Annotated in this window: 21 protein-coding genes and 1 pseudogene; 8 read left to right on the forward strand and 14 right to left on the reverse strand. The window is 45.7% G+C overall.

Annotation, left to right across the window (positions count from 1 at the left end; all coding sequences use genetic code 11):
• Positions 1 to 245: 245 nt before the first annotated feature.
• Complete coding sequence (locus tag ACFO3S_RS21440) at positions 246 to 521, forward strand: type II toxin-antitoxin system prevent-host-death family antitoxin (protein ID WP_378100253.1); 276 nt, start codon at positions 246 to 248, stop codon at positions 519 to 521.
• Entirely contained in the window at positions 505 to 810 is a 306-nt protein-coding gene (locus tag ACFO3S_RS21445; protein ID WP_378100255.1) for a type II toxin-antitoxin system RelE/ParE family toxin, read from the forward strand. Before ACFO3S_RS21440 ends, ACFO3S_RS21445 begins: the two co-directional genes overlap by 17 nt.
• 99 nt (positions 811 to 909) lie before the next feature.
• On the opposite strand, the gene ACFO3S_RS21450 is transcribed toward ACFO3S_RS21445, so the two are convergent.
• The 5 genes and pseudogenes from ACFO3S_RS21450 to ACFO3S_RS21470 form a co-directional block, all read right to left on the reverse strand.
• A complete protein-coding gene (locus ACFO3S_RS21450; protein WP_378100257.1) occupies positions 910 to 1,665 on the reverse strand; it encodes an ExeA family protein in 756 nt (251 codons plus the stop codon).
• 66 nt (positions 1,666 to 1,731) lie between these two features.
• Positions 1,732 to 2,843: pseudogene (locus tag ACFO3S_RS21455) on the reverse strand (DDE-type integrase/transposase/recombinase); the annotation flags it as partial.
• 279 nt (positions 2,844 to 3,122) lie between these two features.
• Positions 3,123 to 3,653, reverse strand: a complete 531-nt coding sequence (locus ACFO3S_RS21460) for an AAA family ATPase (protein WP_378100261.1) — start codon at positions 3,651 to 3,653, stop codon at positions 3,123 to 3,125.
• A gap of 109 nt (positions 3,654 to 3,762) precedes the next feature.
• A complete protein-coding gene (locus ACFO3S_RS21465; RefSeq protein ID WP_378100262.1) occupies positions 3,763 to 4,050 on the reverse strand; it encodes a DUF1572 family protein in 288 nt (95 codons plus the stop codon).
• Between the two features lie 175 nt (positions 4,051 to 4,225).
• Positions 4,226 to 4,840, reverse strand: coding sequence for a TetR/AcrR family transcriptional regulator (locus tag ACFO3S_RS21470; protein ID WP_378100264.1), 615 nt, complete (start codon positions 4,838 to 4,840; stop codon positions 4,226 to 4,228).
• A 118-nt stretch (positions 4,841 to 4,958) separates the two neighbouring features.
• Here ACFO3S_RS21470 and ACFO3S_RS21475 point away from each other — a divergent pair, with 118 nt between their 5' ends.
• Both ACFO3S_RS21475 and ACFO3S_RS21480 read left to right on the forward strand, forming a co-directional pair.
• Positions 4,959 to 5,654 carry an SDR family oxidoreductase gene (locus ACFO3S_RS21475; protein ID WP_378100266.1) on the forward strand — a complete coding sequence of 232 codons (696 nt, stop codon included), beginning with the start codon at positions 4,959 to 4,961 and terminating at the stop codon, positions 5,652 to 5,654.
• Positions 5,655 to 5,718: 64 nt separating this feature from the next.
• Positions 5,719 to 6,798, forward strand: a complete 1,080-nt coding sequence (locus ACFO3S_RS21480) for an MBL fold metallo-hydrolase (protein ID WP_378100267.1) — start codon at positions 5,719 to 5,721, stop codon at positions 6,796 to 6,798.
• A gap of 318 nt (positions 6,799 to 7,116) precedes the next feature.
• Here ACFO3S_RS21480 and ACFO3S_RS21485 read toward each other — a convergent pair whose 3' ends face one another.
• From ACFO3S_RS21485 to ACFO3S_RS21495, 3 genes are all read right to left on the reverse strand, one after another.
• Positions 7,117 to 8,118, reverse strand: coding sequence for an NADP-dependent oxidoreductase (locus tag ACFO3S_RS21485; RefSeq protein ID WP_378100269.1), 1,002 nt, complete (start codon positions 8,116 to 8,118; stop codon positions 7,117 to 7,119).
• A gap of 81 nt (positions 8,119 to 8,199) precedes the next feature.
• Positions 8,200 to 8,520, reverse strand: coding sequence for an ArsR/SmtB family transcription factor (locus tag ACFO3S_RS21490; RefSeq protein ID WP_378100271.1), 321 nt, complete (start codon positions 8,518 to 8,520; stop codon positions 8,200 to 8,202).
• 459 nt (positions 8,521 to 8,979) lie between these two features.
• Positions 8,980 to 9,453 carry a carboxymuconolactone decarboxylase family protein gene (locus ACFO3S_RS21495; RefSeq protein ID WP_378100273.1) on the reverse strand — a complete coding sequence of 158 codons (474 nt, stop codon included), beginning with the start codon at positions 9,451 to 9,453 and terminating at the stop codon, positions 8,980 to 8,982.
• Positions 9,454 to 9,647: 194 nt separating this feature from the next.
• On the opposite strand from ACFO3S_RS21495, the gene ACFO3S_RS21500 reads away from it, so the two are divergent.
• Positions 9,648 to 10,505: a sigma-70 family RNA polymerase sigma factor gene (locus ACFO3S_RS21500; protein WP_378100275.1), complete on the forward strand. Its 858-nt coding sequence runs from the start codon at positions 9,648 to 9,650 to the stop codon at positions 10,503 to 10,505.
• A gap of 83 nt (positions 10,506 to 10,588) precedes the next feature.
• Here the strand turns inward: ACFO3S_RS21500 and ACFO3S_RS21505 are convergent, their stop codons facing one another.
• Entirely contained in the window at positions 10,589 to 11,260 is a 672-nt protein-coding gene (locus tag ACFO3S_RS21505; protein WP_378100277.1) for a GNAT family N-acetyltransferase, read from the reverse strand.
• Positions 11,261 to 11,883: 623 nt separating this feature from the next.
• Between ACFO3S_RS21505 and zwf the strand changes: the two genes are divergently transcribed.
• The 3 genes from zwf (at position 11,884) to ACFO3S_RS21520 (ending at position 14,779) form a co-directional block, all read left to right on the forward strand.
• On the forward strand, positions 11,884 to 13,362 hold the full coding sequence (gene zwf, locus ACFO3S_RS21510) for a glucose-6-phosphate dehydrogenase (RefSeq protein WP_378100279.1): 1,479 nt from the start codon (positions 11,884 to 11,886) through the stop codon (positions 13,360 to 13,362).
• Between the two features lie 22 nt (positions 13,363 to 13,384).
• Positions 13,385 to 14,281: a phosphogluconate dehydrogenase (NAD(+)-dependent, decarboxylating) gene (gene gnd / locus ACFO3S_RS21515; protein WP_378100281.1), complete on the forward strand. Its 897-nt coding sequence runs from the start codon at positions 13,385 to 13,387 to the stop codon at positions 14,279 to 14,281.
• Positions 14,282 to 14,395: 114 nt separating this feature from the next.
• Positions 14,396 to 14,779: a winged helix-turn-helix transcriptional regulator gene (locus ACFO3S_RS21520; protein WP_378100283.1), complete on the forward strand. Its 384-nt coding sequence runs from the start codon at positions 14,396 to 14,398 to the stop codon at positions 14,777 to 14,779.
• 102 nt (positions 14,780 to 14,881) lie between these two features.
• Here the strand turns inward: ACFO3S_RS21520 and ACFO3S_RS21525 are convergent, their stop codons facing one another.
• The 5 genes from ACFO3S_RS21525 to ACFO3S_RS21545 all read right to left on the reverse strand — a co-directional run bounded on the left by ACFO3S_RS21525 (position 14,882) and on the right by ACFO3S_RS21545 (position 19,742).
• Complete coding sequence (locus ACFO3S_RS21525; RefSeq protein WP_378100285.1) at positions 14,882 to 15,865, reverse strand: ABC transporter substrate-binding protein; 984 nt, start codon at positions 15,863 to 15,865, stop codon at positions 14,882 to 14,884.
• Between the two features lie 68 nt (positions 15,866 to 15,933).
• Entirely contained in the window at positions 15,934 to 17,574 is a 1,641-nt protein-coding gene (locus ACFO3S_RS21530) for an AraC family transcriptional regulator (RefSeq protein WP_378100287.1), read from the reverse strand.
• Between the two features lie 185 nt (positions 17,575 to 17,759).
• On the reverse strand, positions 17,760 to 18,149 hold the full coding sequence (locus tag ACFO3S_RS21535; RefSeq protein WP_378100288.1) for a hypothetical protein: 390 nt from the start codon (positions 18,147 to 18,149) through the stop codon (positions 17,760 to 17,762).
• A 425-nt stretch (positions 18,150 to 18,574) separates the two neighbouring features.
• Complete coding sequence (locus ACFO3S_RS21540) at positions 18,575 to 19,063, reverse strand: GyrI-like domain-containing protein (protein WP_378100290.1); 489 nt, start codon at positions 19,061 to 19,063, stop codon at positions 18,575 to 18,577.
• A 220-nt stretch (positions 19,064 to 19,283) separates the two neighbouring features.
• Positions 19,284 to 19,742 (reverse strand): hypothetical protein, encoded by a 459-nt coding sequence (locus ACFO3S_RS21545; protein WP_378100292.1) that lies wholly within the window; start codon positions 19,740 to 19,742, stop codon positions 19,284 to 19,286.
• Positions 19,743 to 20,029 lie beyond the last annotated feature (287 nt).

Below are 20,029 nucleotides of genomic sequence, written 5' to 3' on the forward strand. Positions count from 1 at the left end.
AGTTGCTTTTTGGAGGGACTTCAGGCGCCGAGTTTCTTGTATTTACGAAGCTTCGACGAGTTGTTTCAATATTTTATTCTCGACTGCAAGGCCAAAAACGGCTTTGAAGCCTTTGTCTTTCATTAATGCGATTATATATGAAGTCAGGAGCTTCTGAATTAACTTACATAAGTACCCTTCCTTCATGTATTAATTATCATAATTATGATATAATTAATACCAACAAAACAATTGAGGTGATGATCATGCCTACGATTCGTCCTATCTCTGATTTAAGAAACAACTTCAATTTGATTTCCGAAATTGCACATCAAGATGGAGAACCAATTTTTATCACAAAAAACGGGGTAAGCGATCTTGTCGTGATGAGTCATGCAACATATGAAAAGCAAATGGCGTTAATTGAACTGTACCAGAAGCTCGCTGTAGCTGAAAAACAAAGTAACGAGGGTGCTCCAAGAAAGAGCCATGAAGAAGTAATGGAAAATCTGCGGAGACAAATCCATGGAAAAGAAATATAAAATCGAATACCTGCCAATTGCTGAAGAAGACTTATCCAATATCATCCATTATATCATGCTTGACAATCCGGATGCGGCTTTATCGATGGCAAACAAGTTAGATCAATCTATCTCTGTATTAGAGATGTTTCCAAATAGCGGTGCTATTCCGAATGATATCAGACTGCAAACCTTGAATTACAGAATGTTAGTTGTTGATCCGTATTTAGTTTTTTATGTAGTTTTGAATGATACTGTGGAAATCCGCAGAATTCTTCACGGAAAGCGAAAATACAACTTCCTGTTTTAGCTTCTTGTTAGAATCCCCCATTTTCACAACGTCCCACCAGTGGTGCGGATGTGTCTGGCTGAATCTCCCCCTCTGTTACTGCCAATTGTAACATCGAGTCTACTTCATACTTCTGCCGGACCGAGTGGCCAACGCCCCTATGCGTAAATACGGTGTTATGATCATATGATCGTCGATAATGCGATGTTTGTTCTGCGCAACGTAGATCAAGCTGTGCGTACATGCCTTATTGATCAACCTTGCAGCACCGCTTGAGAAGCGATAAATGTCGTCGATCGCGCCCTCTGAAAAGATATCATGATCAGCACCGGCGTATGCCATGTGACGTTGAATATAGGCTCCGGTCTGTTCTCGATCAAAGTGCGGCAGCTTGCATTGCAGGTCAATTCGCTGCCTTATCGCCGCATATGCCTGTAGCCCGAGGCGATCCCATAGCTCACTCTGCCCAACCAGAATGAGCGCCATTGGGCTTTGCGCGTCCATCTTGAAGTTGAGCAGGAAACGGACTTCCTCGAGCATCTCCCGATCCAGTAAATGCGCTTCGTCCACGACGACAACTGGCTGCAGTCGATGAATGCCTCGCATGAGCTCAATCTCGCGGTGCAACTGACGTTTGGCATCACCGCGGTAGAACTTCGACTCGCAGCCCAACTGCTCAAGCAGTCCTTTGTAGAAATGCCGCGGCGTGAGCTTCGAGTCCGATAGATAGAGCACCTTGTACGTCGCGCTGTCCAGCCGATCTGCGAAACGACGGATGGTTGTCGTCTTGCCTGTTCCACAATCGCCGGTGACGACGGCGAACCACTGCCGCTGTGCGGCGTAGGTCAACCGCCCAAGCGTCTCTTCCAGAATCACCGATTCGTACAATTCGCCTGTCGGCATGTCTCTAGAGAGGGCGAACGATTTAATCCATAGAACGTCTCAAACATGGCCGCCCTCCCTGCTTACCTGGCGATAGGCGACGGCCTGCGCCTGCTGTGCCCTGCGCGAAGCGCTTTGTTCCTCAGCTGCCGCGAGCAACCGCGATTCATCTGCCGGTGCTTTGCCGAGATGCTCCGGCAACGGCGGGCGTTTGCCTGCTCTTTCACCAATGATGAGCTCACGAACGCGCCATGGCGCATGTCCCTCATACTCAATGGTAAGCTCGACGATGTCTACGGGGTCGTAGACGACGCCGACCGTGCGGCCGATGAATGCCAGGCCCACTTCGTACTTGCGATCCATGAAGCTGATGCAGCCGGACTTGTCCACCTTGCGCGTCTCGCAGTGAACGAAGGCCGTGGCCAAATCGTTCGGATCTACGAAGCGGAGTGCCTTCTTGTCGCTGCGATAGGCGGTTTCCGGACTACAGCGATCCGCCAGTGCCGAGTGTGCTTTGATCTGATAACATTCAGAGAGCCACACCTCGAATAATTCATTCAGCCGCTCGACCGTCTTTGGTTTCTCGAGCGCAGCTTCGCTTAAGAAGGAATCCACTACACGATTAAATCGCTCGATCTTCCCGGTTGCCTCTGGCGAGTAGGGCTTGGCGAACAGGAGGCGAATACCAAGCTTGGAACAGGCCCTCGTCATCCATTTCGTACGGTATTGCTTGCCGTTGTCGAAGTACACCGACTCTGGCAAGCCGAACTTCTGAATAGCCCGGCGAAAGCAATCCTCGACGATGGTCTGATCCATGACGGGGTAGAACGCGCCATGCAGCACATACCTTGTTGCGTCGTCGATGAACGTCACCAGGAACACTTGCTTCATGGCGCCGCCGGGACCGATGGGCAAGTACGGCCCATACTTGATGTCCGAATGCCACAGGCGATTACGATGTCGTTGCTGGAAGCGTCTAGCGGCAACGCCCGATTCCGCGTACATGCGCATATGGCGCGTACTGTAGCCGCGGGCGGAAAGACGCTCTTGCAGTGTACTGCGCTTGATATTTCTCCGCGCTGAATGCGGCCTTCCCATTCGAGAATCCGGATAAGCTGTGCGACGCTACGTCCCGGCACTTCTCGGCGAAGTAGGATGGCCTGCTCCAGCACTTCTTCTCAACCAGCGCATAGTCTGACACAATGACCATGTTGTTAGGGGGGATGCTTCCGTACACTTGTTCCAGCAAGTGTATATCTAAGGGAGGCCTCCTTTTCCTTTTCTATTTTTAAGATGGAGCGCCGTAATCCTTTATAAGGAATAACGAAGGAACCCACAATAATTAATGAATTGAGAATTACAATCGCAGGGATCGCTAAAATTCTTCCTAACGTATTAGATATGATTTTATTTTCTTCATTGAGACATCCCCACGGAACCTCTTCTTCGAATTACCTAAGAATGTACTTTTCGTTCTTCATGATTTCCTCAATAATTTCTGGTATTTGTTCTTCTTTAAATAGATGTGTGTAAAGCTTGTATCTGTCCATTAATTCTACTTCGTTCTCAAACTCTGCTAACAAAATCAAACTTCGCTCTCCCATCCGAACTTCTTCTGGTCTTAATTGATCCCTGAACATTATTGTTTCTTTATCTGCCAACAATACGACATATACAATTCTGATATTTCGATCCATCAATTCCTGTGATAGCCGCTGCACTTCTTTGGGAAACGCCACATAGTCGATCACTACATCATATTCATAGTCTAACAAATTCTTTGTTATGCACAGAATATTCTTCCATGTCAAGTCTAATGTATCTTTGTCAAGCCAAGGTTTCCCTCGTCCATTAACTGGAATATGACTTACATCATCTCCTGATATATAAGCACTTCTACTCAATTCGTTGACCAGTCTTTGAGATGTTGTAGATTTCCCAACACCGGCAGGTCCTGAGATTATGTATACTGTATTTTTCATATTGGTCCTCTTGATTTGGATTTAGTCCTCGATTAGCATAATTTTGGCATGCAATTATTTTTTTCAAGCACATTAATATTAGTCATAATTCCATACAAGCTGCCCCCTTCTAATCTTTGCTGCATATATTATTTGTCCGGTATTTAGAGTATTTAAGTCCATGTTCAAATTCCTTGTCTCTGTCCCTGGTGTCTGGTATATCAAAAAAGATTGTCTCTATTCTCGAATGAACGCAACCCCTTATATGAGCGACTAGGTTTGTAATACTATTACTTTCAAGATCAGGCGTCCATGTTAGATCTTCTTCTGACAATTGGGCAATCGCTTGAAGAGTCCATTTCCTTTCGGAGTTAAACTTAGTCAACATACTCTCGATTACTTCATTTGCAATATCCATGGGCAAACCTCCTGCTAGCGATTAGATAACAATTATTTGTGGCAATTCAATTTCTGCCATAAGCAGTTCAAATATAAAATGGAGCGGAGGCCAGCTCGCTCCCCGATATGTCCCCACATTGGCGTTTCTACTCCGGAGTATACCTCCCTTTGCACGGGCCCAGCATTGAGCTTACTCATGCCCTTCTGCTGCATTGATTCCACCCGTTGATAAGCAGTTTGGCAGCAGCGGCTGAACGCTTGGAAATCTGTTCCTTTGACAAATTCAGCTGAGAAAAATAACCTTCATAGAACATATCCGCAAATCCCTGAACGAGAGCGAGCAGCGCTTCCATAAGCTCGAGCAGTTCATTCCAAGTCGCATTCGGAACGGCTTCCTGCATTAATGTAAAAAGAAAATGGATCATCTCGCGACTTCGTTCATGGAATGCGGCTAGCTGGGACTCTCTGGCTGCAGCAAACAAATGAAAACTGACATTATGTTCAAGTGCATACTGCACATAGGCGCCAGCAACAGAAGCCACACGCTCAATTCGATCATCACCTGCTTCGGTTGCTGCAGACCGCATTCTCGATGTGAGCTCCGTAAGAAAAACGATCCCCGTTTCCGCAAGCAAACTTTCTCGATTAGGGAAATGACGATAGGGAGCACTGATCGCAACTCCTGCTTTTTTGGCGACCTTGGCCACTGAAAAACCTTGAATGCCATGTTCTGAGATCATTTCAAGCGAGGTTCGAATTAGCGTTTCTTTTAAGTTTCCATGATGATAATTTCGCTTGTCATTCTGCATGTTTACATCCCCTTTTTCATCATTGTATCACAACATCGATAAATGTGATAGACATATCACATTGGCCGTGTTATTATGTGATAGGTATATCACATCAACAAAGAAGGAGTTGTTTGAATTGACCGTTACATTGATTACAGGTGGAAACAAAGGTCTGGGCTTCGAAACGGCACGACGATTGATCGCATATGGTCACATTGTGTATCTTGGTGCTCGCAGTGTAGAACGCGGCAAAGAATCGGCTGACAAGCTTGGCGCCAAGTTTGTACGGCTTGATGTGACCGATCATGCATCCATACATGAAGCAGTTGCCGAAATGAAGCAAAATGAAGGGCATTTGGATGTCCTTATCAATAATGCGGGAATAACAAGGGGACTCCTGGGCACTCATGATGTGGCCGCAGATGACTTCCGTACCGTTTATGACACCAATGTCTTCGGTATTGTTCGTGTGACACAAGCCTTTCTTCCTCTGCTGCACAAATCGAAGATGCCTGTTATCGTCAATGTCAGCAGTGGATTAGGTTCCTTTGCTCGCGTGACGAATCCTGAAAAGATTGAGTCCCGAGTAAACGATTTGATTTACTCGTCATCCAAAGCGGCCGTCACGATGCTGACTGTGCAATATGCCAAGGCTTTGCCCGAATTCCGTATTAATGCCGCAGATCCCGGCCCGACAGCAACCGACCTTAATGGACATCGCGGCTACCAAACCGTCAGTGAGGGTACAGATGTGATTGTGAAGCTTGCAACTCTTGACGACAATGGACCTACGGGTACTTTTATGGATCGGAATGGAATAGTTCCTTGGTAAATAATCAACCTATATGTATAGAAAAGGTACCCTGTATTTTCGTATTAGGAGAGGAGACTATGATGTGAGTAGCTTTATTGCGGCAATGCTCCTGATGCTCTTTAACCCGGCGTTCGGCAGAAAGCCGGACAGAAAAACGCAAGCACGCATAAAAGGATCTGTTCATTACAAAAATAACAAGTTTGTCAATGCTATCCCTACTTCAACCAGAATGTCTATGCACAACCAATTATCTGTACTTTGGGATTTTGCTCGCGGGAAGCCTGCCGATGGCAGGCCTTCCACGCCAATTGAGCTGGTTATGACGGATATCGGGAATACGAAACCATTGTCTGATTTCAATCAGGCGATCTGGTTCGGTCATTCAAGCGTACTCATTGATTTAGACGGCGAGCGATTACTATTCGACCCGATGTTTGGACGGTCTCCATTCCCTTTTCCCAAGCTGGGAAGCAAACGATTTAACGACAACCTGCCGATAGATGTCAAAAATATGCCTGCCATTGATGCCGTATTTCTTTCCCATGATCACTATGATCACCTGGATTATTATTCAATAAAACATTTAAAAGATAAGGTTGGTCATTTTTTTGTCCCGCTGGGAGTTGCGGGCCATCTTGAACGCTGGGGGGTCCCCCGCTCCAATATCACCCAGATGGACTGGTGGGATGAACTAGAGTGGGAAGGGTTGAAGATCGCCTGCACGCCTGCGCGTCACGTGTCGGGGCGGAGCTTCTTGCATAAAAATCGAACTTTGTGGTGTTCATGGTCAATCATCGGCTTATCGGGAAGCGTGTTTTTTAGCGGAGACAGCGGGTATGGCCCTCACTTTCGTCAAATCGGGGAAAAATACGGACCCTTTCAACTTACTCTTTTGGAGTGTGGACAATATGACGAACGTTGGCCGGACCTCCATATGTTTCCGGAAGAATCGGTACAAGCCCATATGGACTTAAGAGGTGAATTCATGCTTCCGATTCATTGGGCTGCCTTTCAATTAGCCCCCCACGGGTGGCTTGATCCAATCCATCGTGTCATGATAGCGGCAAAAAAACAATCGATCAAAATGACAGTTCCACGTATGGGGGAAACTGTATCGCTACAAGGAGACAACTATCCCGTTAATGAATGGTGGAGTAAATAAATATCGTATCACGGCTTAAAACGGACTGGAAAAAGGTGAATGACTCATTTCAACAATCATACCGAGCCTACTTACTCTTGGTAATCTGAGCTTAGGTATCATTTCAATCCTGCTTGAACAATAATACTGACATGGCTACCTTCTAGTTTTTGTTGCGATATTACTTGATGGCGCAGATGGATGGGTAGCCCGTAAAAGACGAAGGTGCACCGTCATCGGCTCGCCGTTATGCGCGCCGATCCGCACGGTCACTTCACGCCCGGCCCACTCCGGCGACGAGGAGCAGGAATGTTTGGATGGCGACGCTTTTCCTGTAGGTTACTTAATGGATACGACGACTTTTCCTTTAGCTCTTCCTCTGTCAAGGTATGCCAAGGCCTGCGGTGCTTCTGCAAATGCAAACACCTGGTCAATCACAGGAATAATACGTCTCTTTTCTAACAACTCCCTAACCTCCCTCAGTTGCGCTCCGCTGGGCTTCATAAACAAGAAACGATAGCTCACCTGAGTCTTTTTCTCGAGTGCTGTAAGCTTTCGGCTGACAATCGATAATAGCATGGTCTTCAACCATCCCAATCCTGCTTCTTTGCCAAATTGGGCATTCGGCAGTCCGGAAACAGACACAATTTTGCCTCCTGGCTTCAATATTTGAAATGATTTTTTCAATACATCTCCACCTAAAGTATCCAAAACGGCATCATATCCCTCGAGCAGTTGTTCGAATGGGTCTTTCCTGTAATTGATGATTTGATCGGCACCCAATAATTTAACCAAGCCATAGCCTTGATCGCTAACTGTTGTCGCTACATATGCCCCCATGGATTTGGCCAACTGAATTGCAAACGTCCCTACACCTCCGGAACCGGCATGAATGAGGATCTTTTGCTCTTTTTGCAGGTTGAAAATGTCGTGCAAGGCTTGATAAGCGGTCAGTCCAACCAGTGGAATGGATGCAGCCTCTTCAAAGCTAAGGTTCGTCGGTTTCAATGAAATATCATCCTGATGAACAGCTATATATTCCGCTAAAGTTCCGATCCTGCTTTTCCGCGGTCTTCCGTATACTTCATCACCAGGTTTAAATTGCTCAACCTTGTCTCCAACCTCGACAACAACACCGGAAAAATCATTGCCCAGGATTAAGGGCATCTCATAGTGTAATAGAAACTTCAATTTTCCCGCTTTTATTTTACTGTCAATGGGATTGAGGCTTGCGGCGCGTATGTTCACCAGCACATCGTAATCGCCGACAACGGGCATCGGACGTTCTTTCAACAATAAGGGGACATGTTCTCCGTACTTCTCAATGACCATAGCTTTCATTGGTATCGCTCCATTCCGTTCTTTAGTTCAAACTTATAAACCAATATGCCAAAAAAAAATTATTCCTCTACACATGGGTTATCAAGATTTGCTACAATGGGCTTCAATTGCCGCAATTAATAATTTGAGTTGCTCGAGCGGTTTACGGATCGTTAGCACATAATGATTCTCCACATTCTTTTTTATATAATCAACAAAGCCTGCTTGCCTTAACACCTTCAAGTGATGAGAAATCGCAGGTCTGGACAATTGGATATGTTCTGCTATCGTATTCACGTTAAGTCCAGACTTGTGTTGGGCCAGCAACAGGATAATGGCATGACGTTTTTCGTCCTTCAACGCATCGAGTAGAGGAATATAATTTTTGAATTGTTCAACCATTTGCTCAAACTCTTGGCTCATTGATGTTATCTCCATCGTTAAGTTTGTTTGTTTAATCATTTGAACATAATATTTTAGTGATGTCAAACTAGGATTAAACCCAGCAAACAATTGAAAAGGGACTGGAACCTTGACCAGTTAAAATATGCCATCATTTATTTTTTGCATGGGTCGTGATCGCTCGCATAGCCTCAAAAGCAGCATTTTCAACCCTCTCATATTCATCGATATATACCCCATTTCGTTAAATTACAAAGGGAAGCTGATGAATCAACTTCCCTCGTCATATGGAATTCTTCTCTTAGAAGTTCTCCACTATTTGATGCTTTTTTTGAATTTCCTCTTCTTTAAACTGCTTACAAATTCTTTTCCTGCTGTCATGGAATAAGATCGCTCGTCATCGCGTAGGTGAGCTGTAACGTAAAGTACTGTTGCCATATTGAAGAAGCCCCCCCTTTCCACTATGTGGCGCCTGCCGATTTATTTGCAGGACAAAACGTCCACGACTTGACGGGTAGCGACGTTAAGCCGATTATAGAGGTTGGCCGTGGCAATCCCGGTCATAAGCGTAGCCAGTGCCGTCTCATCATAGTGAAGGGCTGCTTCCTTATACACTTCGTCAGGTACGGGATCGATCTGATCATGCAGCCGAGTCATCGACTCGCTGAGTGCCAGAGCCGCACGTTCCGCGTCTGTAAAATTTGTTGTCTCACGCCAAGCAGATACGGCTAAAATTCGCTCAATCGATTCACCTGCTGCCATCGCGTTGCGGGAATGAAGGTCCACGCAGACACTATCTCTGTTAATTTGGCTGGCACGAAGGTAGGCAAGGAAGAGGATGCGGGCCGGCATCCCGTTGTTCTCGGCTGAAGCAAACAAGGCCTTGCCCAGCGCCTGAAGGGCTTGACCCGCTTCAGGCAAAATAATTACCGGATTTCTTGTTCTGGATTGCATCGGAAACACTCCTTTTTTGATGTTATCGAGGCCTTTGACTCTCGGCTTCACATTATCTTGACGTGCCGTACGATGAGAGTGTGACCGGCACGATATTTTGCTTTTTTGTCACGTTAGTTGAATGTGATTCGTCAAAAGGGTAAGAAGCACCTTTCATGTTCAAATAGAAACACGATGATGGAGGATTCATTCGTATGGAAGAACAATTCGAGTCGTACCGAAATCATCTGCTGGCTATAGCCTACCGCATGCTCGGATCATTGGCAGAAGCGGAGGATGCCGTGCAAGAAACGTGGTTGCGTCTTCACCGCTCAGATCGAAGCAAGATTGAGAATTTAGGGGGATGGTTAACCACAGTGATATCGCGGATTTGTCTTGACATGCTGCGTTCGAGGAAAGCAAGACGCGAGGAATGCATGGATGACCCTTTACCAGAAAATCTGGCTAGAGACCGTTACAATCCTGAACAAGAAGCACTGCTGGCCGACTCCGTCGGACTTGCACTGCTAGTTGTGTTAGATAGGCTTAAACCGGCAGAACGGATGGCTTTTGTTTTGCATGATATCTTTGCCATGCCATTCAGCGAGATTGCACCTATCGTGGGAAAATCCGAACTCGCCACTAGAAAACTTGCAAGCCGTGCGCGCCAAAAGGTGAGAGGAAATGAGATCGATTCCCAAACCGATGTGAATCAACAGCGGAAGCTTGTTGACGCTTTCTTGGCTGCAGCTTACGCCGGGAATTTCGATTCTCTGGTAGCGATGCTGGATCCGGATGTCGTGCTTCGAGACGATCGAGAAGCGGGCGTACGAGCCGAGACCAAGGGCGCAGCCTCCTTGGCCAAGAAGGTATCGGGACACGCCAAAGCTGCGCAAGCAGCCCTTGTGAATGGACGCATCGGGGCGATTGCAGCTCCAAGCGGGAGGTTAATGTACGTGATCCAATTTACAATAAAAGACGAGAAAATCACCGAAGTCGATTTGATCTCAAGCTCTGCTCGCCTCGAGCAACTTAACTTAACGATTTTGAGTGATTATACCCCAATACCATGACAAATGCGTAATTCCTAACGCAGTGTGGAAACAGGCGAACCCGCATACCGGATTCGCCTGCTTCTTTTTGGGGCATGCCTGCGTTAAATCGGCATAAGTGCAACAGTATCTTTCTGTTGCAATTTGACAATCATTTCAGTCCAAGATATCGGCTTGTTCGACAGGACAGCATAATATCTTTTTAAAAAGTTTACAATAAGCTCCGTTGGTAGTTCATTCCTGTAATTGTTTATCGGAAGGAAACAAAGGTCGAGTCCAGTCACAGCTTCTCCATCGTTGTTCCATGAAGGGTGAACATACCGAAAATCGAGACGTTTGTACCCAAGGTGCGATAAAACCTCACGGCGAACATACGGATCCATAGGTTTCACCCCGCCAAATTCATAGTGCTCGACCTGGTATGGGTCATAAATTTCGGCAAACATACCGTACAACTGTTTTCCATTGTCCTCTGCCAGCGTGATCAAGTCCTCTAAACGCCTCTCGGCTAGGAACCGGCCAATCCCCAGTCCCGGACGGCCAATGATTGTAAAGTCAGTCATCGCAACATTAAAATCTTCATAATAACGATATTCCGTTGCACCGTATACATTTCCTTCGTGAACAGCTACAAACACACGGATTCCAGGATCCTCCAGAGGCTCTTTCCAGAGGCTGAACTCTAATACTTCTTCGGGTGGGAACACCTCTTGCATGAGCTGATGCATTTGTTTAAATAAAGGATCGTCAATGCTCGTAATTCTGCGATATTCCATTCTCATATTCTCCTTAGTATGTTTTTTCACGCTGTCACCGACCCGGCGATTTCGCCTTCAACCTCGACACATAGGCTCCTTCGGGGAATCGCAGATGGAAGCGAATTAAGCCGGGAAAGTCCTTTTCGAACAACATGAGTTCCCCCCGATAATGTGCATGTTCCTCTGCTTTCATATTGTATCGCTCATACTCTGATTTTCATTTTATTCGTCTATTCCTTTCAATATGGTTATGTTGCAGGGCGCTTGCCGATAAAAAGGGAACTTCATCAATATGATTATGTTAAAATTAAGTTCTTCAAACAAGTACATACCTAAAAGTGCCATAGTATCCCCGAAGAAACTAATGCCTAATGACGAACCCTCGATCTCGGCAAACCAGTATCCTCCAAGTAACTACCTCACGGCAAAGTACCTACTTCCTAAAAAGAAATTGCGGCTCTACAATAGGCTGTGTTGAACAACAATAATCATTCTGAAGGAGAGATCATCATTTGTAACTTCAATTGGCGCTGAATCTTGACATGCCAACCTGGAATAAGCCGATCACAAGCCATTTACCCGAAGGGCCTCTCTTGGTGAGGACTTTCATTCATACATTTAGCTACGGGAGGTTGGAACCTATGGATTCGGCAACATTCATACTTTTCGGGGCAACCGGAGACTTGGCGAAAAGAAAGCTGTTTCCAGCCTTGTTCAGCTTATATAGCAAACGGAGGCTGCCGGACGCATTCTCCGTCATCGCCTTGGGACGGAAGGGCTTTACGGCTTTGGATTTTCAAGATTACGTCGCACGAGCGCTTCATACCTACGCCAAGCAAACGGATGAAGCCCCGGGGACTTTGTCTTCTTTCCTTGCCTGCTTCCGCTATTATTCATTGGATGTAACGGATACGGCAGGATATGAGGGCCTGCTGCGGCTCATTCAGGAGAGGGAACGGGAGCTCGATATACCGGAGAACCGGCTGTTTTATTTGTCGGTTGCCCCGGAATTTTTTCACGACATCGCTTATCGGATCAAAGAGAGCGGGCTCGGCGATACGAAAGGATGGAAGCGGCTGGTCATTGAGAAGCCGTTCGGCCATGATTTACAGTCTGCTATAGAGCTGCACGAGAAAATGAGCGGCTCGTTCGAAGAGCACGAAATTTATCGAATCGATCATTATTTGGGCAAGCCGATGGTGCAAAAACTTCATTCCGTGATCGCGAGCCATCCGCAAATAGACGCATTATGGAATAGGAACCGGATCTCGAATGTTCAGATCACCGCAAGCGAAATCGTAGGCGTCGAGGGACGTGGAGACTACTATGAAGGGGCCGGGGCGATTCGGGACATGTTCCAAAATCATATGCTGCAGCTTCTGATGATGATTGCCATGCGTTTTCCGGCAGGCAGATCCGCTGACGAGACGATCGCCCGGAAATGCGAAGTACTTCAAGCGCTGCGGCCTATATCGAAAGCGGAAGCGGCATTGCATATCGTTCGCGGCCAATATACCGCCGGCACGTACGAGAACATAACCTTCGCCCCGTACCGCGATGAACCGCGTGTGCAAACCGATTCCATGACGGATACGTTTGTGGCTGCCCGTCTATGGATCGATAACGAGCAATGGAGCAACATCCCTTTTTACATCCGAACGGGAAAACGAATGAAAGAAAAGCTGACGGCCATTACGGTTGAATTCGAACCGAAACAAGGAGAATGCGGTGACGGCGGTTCGAGCGCGGCGCCCGATCGGCTTGAGATCCGAATCAATCCGGATGAACGCGTTTTTCTTCATTACAAGGATCGAGTTATCGAACAGAAAGCAGATGCAGTTGCCAGGAGCGACGGGGCGCTGTCCGATGCTTACGAACGGCTCCTTCTGGATGCGTTACGCGGTGATGCCACATACTTTACGCATTGGGAAGAGGTCGAGCTTTCATGGAAGTGGGTCCAGCCTGTACTTGAGGCCTTTGCAGAAAATAGGCTGCCGCTTCATACGTATCCGGCTGGAACGAGCGGTCCCGCTGCCGCAAATACATTGACGGGCAAACAAGGCCATGCCTGGTGGCTGTATGAGGAGATGGCCCCCCGAAAGATCGAAGAGTTGATTTGATAGACAGGAGAATGATCGCACAGTGAGAATCGGAATGGTTGGCTTAGGAAAAATGGGCATGAATCTGACCCTCAATTTGCTCACTCACGGGCATGAAGTTGTGGCCTATGATGTACATCCGGAAGCGGTGACGGAAGCAGAAAGCCGCGGAGCAATAGGCGTATGCGCGCTGGAAGAATTGGTCGGCTTGCTGGAGAAACCGAGAATGGTTTGGCTTATGATTCCCCACAGCTTTGTAGAAGATGTGCTGATCGCCTTAAAGCCTCTTCTGGAGGCGGGTGATATCGTAATCGAAGCAGGCAATTCCCATTACAAGGATTCCATCGCCCGTTACAACCTGTTTAAAGAATGCGGTATCCACTTCATGGATGCGGGTACTTCCGGAGGAATGGAGGGGGCCAGATCCGGGGCCTGCTATATGGTTGGCGGAGATGAAGAAGCTTGGCGGATCGTGGAACCGATATTCCGCGATACCGCTGTAGAGGACGGCTATTTATATGCGGGGAACGCAGGAAGCGGGCATTACCTTAAGATGGTGCACAACGGAATCGAATACGGCATGATGGCTGCAATCGGCGAAGGGTTCGAAATATTGGAAAAGAGCGGCTACGACTTCGATTACGAACGAGTGGCAAAATTGTGGAATCACGGTTCTGTCATTCGTTCCTGGCTCATGGAGCTGATGGAACGCGCTTTTTCGAAGGATGCAAGACTGGATGAAATCAAGGGGGTCATGCACTCCTCCGGCGAAGGGAAGTGGACGGCGGAGGAAGCTATGGAGCTTCAGACAGCCGCCCCGGTCATCACGCTCTCTTTATTGATGCGCTACCGATCCTTGAATGACGATACATTTGCAGGCAAAGTCGTAGCTGCACTTCGGGGCGAATTCGGCGGGCATGCTGTGGAAAAAAGCAGTTGACGCGTTCAAATCGTGCATAAACTCGCTCGTCAATTCTCTTGGTTTCCAAACAGATAGTATATCCTTTTATTTATTGTAGTTACTTGTGGTATACTTCCGGGAGGAGGGATGAAGATGGCGAACGAGGTAAAGGATCGCATCGACTTGATGACAATTAACTGCGAGAAGGAATTGACGCTGGCCGTGATCGGAGGCAAATGGAAATTAATCATTTTGTGGCATCTCGGTTTGGAAGGAACGAAACGGTTTAGCGAGCTGAAAAAGCTGATCCCCCACATTACGCAAAAAATGTTGACCAATCAGCTGCGCGAATTGGAAGAAGATCAGTTGATCCTCCGTAAAGTGTATCCCGTGGTCCCGCCCCGGGTAGAATATTCTTTAACGGAATACGGTGAAAGCCTCATGCCTGTACTGAAAATGATGTACAATTGGGGAAAAAATTATGGGCAACAAGTCGTATGGAAAGATGGACAAACTCGTCAGGAGACCGCGTTATAACCCTCGATAAAAATCCTCACGAAGAACAGCTCCGTTCTTCTGTGAGGATTTTCTGTTTCGTTGAACCGCGTCCTCGAATCACTTCTGCCGGTCCAAGGGTGCTTAGCGTGATTTCGCGATCATGTCTGCCAACAGCTCTACTTGTTTCTCAATAGCAATCGGGTCATCAAAGTATAATGTGTTATAATCAATCGAATATACGCGGCCATTCTTGACGGCATCCAGATTGCTCCAGATGGAACTCGATTCAAGCTCCTTCAGGATGGTTGATGTACCATCGGGATCATAACTCGTCAGAATAATATGGTCTCCAGCAAATTCCGGAATATTCTCGAATGAGATTTCACGATACCATTCATCGGAGTTTCGAAACAATTCGTCTACTTTCGGATTTGGCTTTACTCCTAAAGATTCATACAGGGCATATCCGCCCATATTGACAAAACCATAAACGCGTAAAGTATTTTTCCATATACTAAAAATCGTGAAGGTTTCACCGGCATCAATTACACTTGAAATCTTCTGACGAGCTTCAGCGACATTATTGTCGAACTGAGTGTTCCATTGCTCAGCCTCTGCCTCCCGGCCAAGAATGTCCCCAAATATACGCACCGAATCCTTCGGACCTCCACTTAATTCTAGTGGAACGGTCGGCGCTATTTTCGAATAATCCTCATATTTATCCGCGCCCCAAGAAATTATCAAATCAGGCCCGAGGTCAATGATTTTCTCCAACGATTGTCCGATGCTCTCCGTACCTGCTTGCTCGATAAACGGATGGTTTTTCCATACATAATCATCTGTCCCTATAGGCTTTAGTCCGAGTGCAACAAGTTGACCGTAATACCAATCCGTCACTACACGTTCTGCTTTGACCGGAATAGCACTGTCGCCAGCTATATGCGCATATGATCGCGTAGACTCTTCAACTTGATCAACAAGTTGATCATTTGAAGGACTTTCTGTCGATATCGGTGTAGATGCCTCCGTTGGTTTGTCAGCAACATTCGAATTGCTGCATGCCGCCACACACATAAGCATGATCGCTGCTATGAAACACATCAGTATGTTCTTCACTCTACCCATTGCTAACTTTCCTCCTGTATAATGATTATCATTATCAATCTTAGCAAGGTTGACTAACCGTGTACATGTCAGATTGAGCCATAATCATTTGGATAATTGGGCAGGAGTAATCGGATAACATCATCTAATTGCGCATCGATTGCAGCAGGTCCATAACCGTACCACTTGGTCATGTCCACTTCGTATACACATTGTCGCTGCACAGCCGTCCTAGCCAGCCATTCAGGGTGCTTTAATGTTGCTTCTGCTCGCAGTCTTGCGGCATGATTGTTTTCTACTGACAGGAAATAATGATCTGCATCGTAGGAAGACAATTGATGTTCAGAAAACTCAGGATGCTCTAACCTGTTGCTGCGCATAGCTAGCACACTCTTCGGAGGTGTTAGTTGCAAATTATCGTAAAGTAGATCCGCCCCCATATAGCCATACGCATAAATAAGCGTGCGATCACTGCGTATATTGATAATAGCTGCAGTCATTTGCTGTCCCCACGTACGATAAAGAGATTCCCGCACCCGCCCTACTCGATCATTAAAGTTATTGATCCAGTTGCGCGCAGTTTGCTCCATGCCAAGCAGCTCAGCGATGATCTCAAATTGCTGCTGCCATTTCATATCCCGCCATGGGATCTGAATAACTGGGGCGATATGGCGGTAAGGCTCCAGCGCATGCTGTTCTTCAGAGTCCATTAGTGGATGCAGAATAAGATCCGGCTTGACTTCTTGAAGTATACGGAGCCGCTCCTGATGCTGTGTCTGCCAATAAAGAGGCTGGAATACACCGGTATGCAACGGCAGCTTGAATCGATCATTCAACCAAGTATCGGTAATTGCTGCTTTTGGGAGAACGCCTAGCGATAATAAATCCACTGTATATGCATGTTCCAAGGATGCTACGCTCTTAGGTTTCTGTAAATATACGGTAGGTGGCATGCCCGTGTCCTTCTTGAACTTTCGGCTCAAATAGTATTCATCATTATATCCGACTTGACGAGCTAATTCCCTCAATGGCTTCTTAGATTGCAACAAAAAGGTCTTCACCTTGTCTATGCGCAGCCGATCAAGGTACTCGGTTAATGTAAAACCCGTGCGTTCTTTAAAAACCTGTGTGAATCGCCTTAAACTCAAGCCAGACATGGATACGACTTCTTCTCTCCGGATTTTTCGATTGTAATGCTTATTCAAATGAGCAATCACTACATCTATACCGTCGAGTGACTTAGTCAACTTAATTGCGTAAGGCTGCTCAAGTGTCCACCATGCATTGGATAGTAAGGTAAGAAACTTCGCTTGTGTGGATAATCGCCGTGATATTCCATTATATAGCTGAGATGAAAATGCATCATGTAATTCCAACATTTGATAAAGCAAGGATGAGTCACGCAGATTAACCAGACACGAAGTAGATAGATGCCCTTCCAACCTCTCCCCGCCAATCCATTCGTATTCGCACGCATATACTCGCAACTGCTCGGTTGAAGAGGACTGATTCTCGGCAGACTGACTGAGGCGCAGCGTTGTGTTGGGCGGTAAAGATATACAACAAAAACCTGATATCGTATGAGTACTGGAATCAATCTCTAGCGTGGCGGCCTGTACGTGAACAATTAACACACTGTAAGTTGATCGGCGATATGTAAAGCTTTCAGTCATCATTCCAGTTGAGGGTATACATATATCGTGTAGAACAGGAACAGAGGAACGCTGCATATGATGTCAACTCCCTTAGCTAACTTTCCCACTCTTATATAAGCGCAGTACAGCGCAAGCGCCTGGGTTCGTATATCTTGGCTGATAAAATCAAAGTTATGCGGCGTTTTTTTTCAGGGTCAAAAGATGGTTCGCACAATATGATGTTAGGCGAAGTTACTGACATCTTTGAATGACTTAATTCCTTATATTCTTTCTAGAATAAACACACTAACTTGTAATTTATCTTCTTTTAATTCAATCGGATGACTTGACTCCGAAGCCTCACCTATAAAGTTTATATAATTAAATCCATCTTGACTTTGTAGAGTATATTTCCCTGTGATATTTTCAAACTTAACTGTTCCATCGGATAAGAATTCCACATTCATTCCTTCATTGAAATGTTGCTGAACTCGCATTGCTTCCAAGACATGTATTCGTCCATATTTGGTCGTAAACTTATTTGTGTTCACTTGATCATTCGTCACAATCCATTTCCCTATAATCTCTTTTTGTTCTATTGGTTTTTCACCATTACTGCATGCTGTAAACAAAAAAAGAAAAGCAATCATGATCATCTGAAAGTACTTCATTGTTTTTCTCCTTTTTATCTCAGTAATTTCTGATAACGTTTATGTATTCCCGAACCCGAGAACCTTAAGCCCCAACGGGACGGCCGCGACGCGGTTAGAGTCGCAGGGTTGTCCGCCTGCATCCTCTTCCTCAAAATGCCTCTCGGCGACCGAGCAGCCGCAAGGCTGCGATGCGTGAATGCATTGAATAGAGTTCCTTCGGATTTTTCTATTTCCTTAATCATTGATCTCCCTCTGGGCATCATGATTCTCCAAAGTTTATATTTGTATTTCAGCTAACGTTGCTCGCATTCCCGAACACCAGTAAGGAGTTGTCGCAGCATCCGCTCCCTCGAACCCACGTCTGCGACCGAGGGCGTCAGCCCGATGCGTGAACACATTGTTATCCGATGGACTTGCCATCTTTGAATATGCTCTGAATACAATTATCTTTTATTCTTCTTTTCTATTGGAAAATATAAACATAAATTTCCATTAATTTCTATGGGGGTATAATATTCATGTACTGCCCCAACAAGTGTATAGTTATTTTCTGGTAGATATTCATGAATCATATATCTGAATTTTTCTTGATATGTTGTTTGATTGCACTTTATTACTGCGTATTTAAATGATGGAATTACCCATTTTGTCCAACCAATTGGAGCAACAGAATGATCGAATACTTCACAACCTGCTAAATATAGACCTTGCTCTGCCCAAGGCTTAAAACTTTCAGACACATCACTCATGGCTCCCCAAAAGCCAACTGGATTTCCTGAACTATCTGTTTTTTCTAAATTGCGAATTTCATCAAACTTACTATTCGCTTCTTGCCAAAGCGCTGGAATCCACTTATGGCCTTCGGCTGATAAACCTTGTCCGACCTTCCCGATAACTGTGAAGGACACCTTCTCCTCAATGTGTACGGACATTTCACAGGCTCCTTTTGTCTTATTTTGCAAGTCTTTCGGTTAACGCTCTTGTATTCGCGACTTCCATTCGCCTTAGATAGCTCTTATCTTAGGGGAATGAATGTATCTGCCTGGCCTCCCTTCTTCGAAATCACTTCGGGCAGATCAAGGGCCGAATGGCCCGCAGCGCGAATAGGGTGTTACCTGATGCCGGACACCTCAAAGCAATACTTCCAAATAATTATTTAAATAATTCTATGCCTCCGATCTTTTGAAACCGTCTTGTCTCTTTAACTTCTTCTATATATCCAATAATTTCTAGGTTGAAGTTTTCAGTATCTAATTTCTGGTTTTCTTCATAATTTTCAATTGGCGCAAAAGCACTTAAGAAAATCTCTTCATCGGGTTCAATTTGTAATCTATTATTTTTAGCTTCAATTTTGAATTCGTTTCCTTTAGATCCAGCTGACGTTTTTATTGGATAACTTATGTATACATTGTTTTGAGCAATTGTGAATTTGGATAAGTTCTTTAATTTCATTGAATATGTTATTCCATTAGGCATTTTAGATTTTTCAATAATTTCAATTTTGATTAAGTCAAGGTCTGTTGGTTCGACCTGAGGTTCAGAATTACATCCTGTTAGTAGAATTATTAATATAAGAGAGACAAGTATTAAACTTAAAAGTGATCGACTCATTTCTATTCATTCTCCTTTCTTCAGTACTTGTCCGGTTTCAGATAACGTTCCTCGCATTCACGAACCCCGTAAGAGGTTGCCCGCAGCTCCCACTTCCCTGAAATCCCTTCTGCGGTCCGAGGGCGTCAGCGCAATGCGTAAATGCGGTGTTATACGATGTTTGGAGTGCTACGATAAAAATGCAGTCGAAAAACACCCTCATATGAAATAAAATGAAAGCTAACGAGGGGACGGGAGACAATGAAACGGTACGACAAAGCATTCAAAGAAGAAGCAGTCAGATTAAG

Source organism: Cohnella hongkongensis (genome assembly GCF_042654645.1).
In the GTDB taxonomy this organism is placed as follows: Bacteria; Bacillota; Bacilli; order Paenibacillales; family Paenibacillaceae; genus Cohnella; species Cohnella hongkongensis.

Bases quoted from the DNA above. Each gene is read 5' to 3' on its own strand.
- ACFO3S_RS21440 (WP_378100253.1), top strand. From the start codon at position 246: ATGCCTACGATTCGTCCTATCTCTGATTTAAGAAACAACTTCAATTTG.
- ACFO3S_RS21445 (WP_378100255.1), top strand. From the start codon at position 505: ATGGAAAAGAAATATAAAATCGAATACCTGCCAATTGCTGAAGAAGAC.
- ACFO3S_RS21460 (WP_378100261.1), bottom strand. From the start codon at position 3,653: ATGAAAAATACAGTATACATAATCTCAGGACCTGCCGGTGTTGGGAAA.
- ACFO3S_RS21465 (WP_378100262.1), bottom strand. From the start codon at position 4,050: ATGGATATTGCAAATGAAGTAATCGAGAGTATGTTGACTAAGTTTAAC.
- ACFO3S_RS21470 (WP_378100264.1), bottom strand. From the start codon at position 4,840: ATGCAGAATGACAAGCGAAATTATCATCATGGAAACTTAAAAGAAACG.
- ACFO3S_RS21485 (WP_378100269.1), bottom strand. From the start codon at position 8,118: ATGAAAGCTATGGTCATTGAGAAGTACGGAGAACATGTCCCCTTATTG.
- ACFO3S_RS21490 (WP_378100271.1), bottom strand. From the start codon at position 8,520: ATGAGCCAAGAGTTTGAGCAAATGGTTGAACAATTCAAAAATTATATT.
- ACFO3S_RS21495 (WP_378100273.1), bottom strand. From the start codon at position 9,453: ATGCAATCCAGAACAAGAAATCCGGTAATTATTTTGCCTGAAGCGGGT.
- ACFO3S_RS21500 (WP_378100275.1), top strand. From the start codon at position 9,648: ATGGAAGAACAATTCGAGTCGTACCGAAATCATCTGCTGGCTATAGCC.
- ACFO3S_RS21505 (WP_378100277.1), bottom strand. From the start codon at position 11,260: ATGGAATATCGCAGAATTACGAGCATTGACGATCCTTTATTTAAACAA.
- zwf (WP_378100279.1), top strand. From the start codon at position 11,884: ATGGATTCGGCAACATTCATACTTTTCGGGGCAACCGGAGACTTGGCG.
- ACFO3S_RS21520 (WP_378100283.1), top strand. From the start codon at position 14,396: ATGGCGAACGAGGTAAAGGATCGCATCGACTTGATGACAATTAACTGC.
- ACFO3S_RS21525 (WP_378100285.1), bottom strand. From the start codon at position 15,865: ATGGGTAGAGTGAAGAACATACTGATGTGTTTCATAGCAGCGATCATG.
- ACFO3S_RS21530 (WP_378100287.1), bottom strand. From the start codon at position 17,574: ATGCAGCGTTCCTCTGTTCCTGTTCTACACGATATATGTATACCCTCA.
- ACFO3S_RS21535 (WP_378100288.1), bottom strand. From the start codon at position 18,149: ATGAAGTACTTTCAGATGATCATGATTGCTTTTCTTTTTTTGTTTACA.
- ACFO3S_RS21540 (WP_378100290.1), bottom strand. From the start codon at position 19,063: ATGTCCGTACACATTGAGGAGAAGGTGTCCTTCACAGTTATCGGGAAG.
- ACFO3S_RS21545 (WP_378100292.1), bottom strand. From the start codon at position 19,742: ATGAGTCGATCACTTTTAAGTTTAATACTTGTCTCTCTTATATTAATA.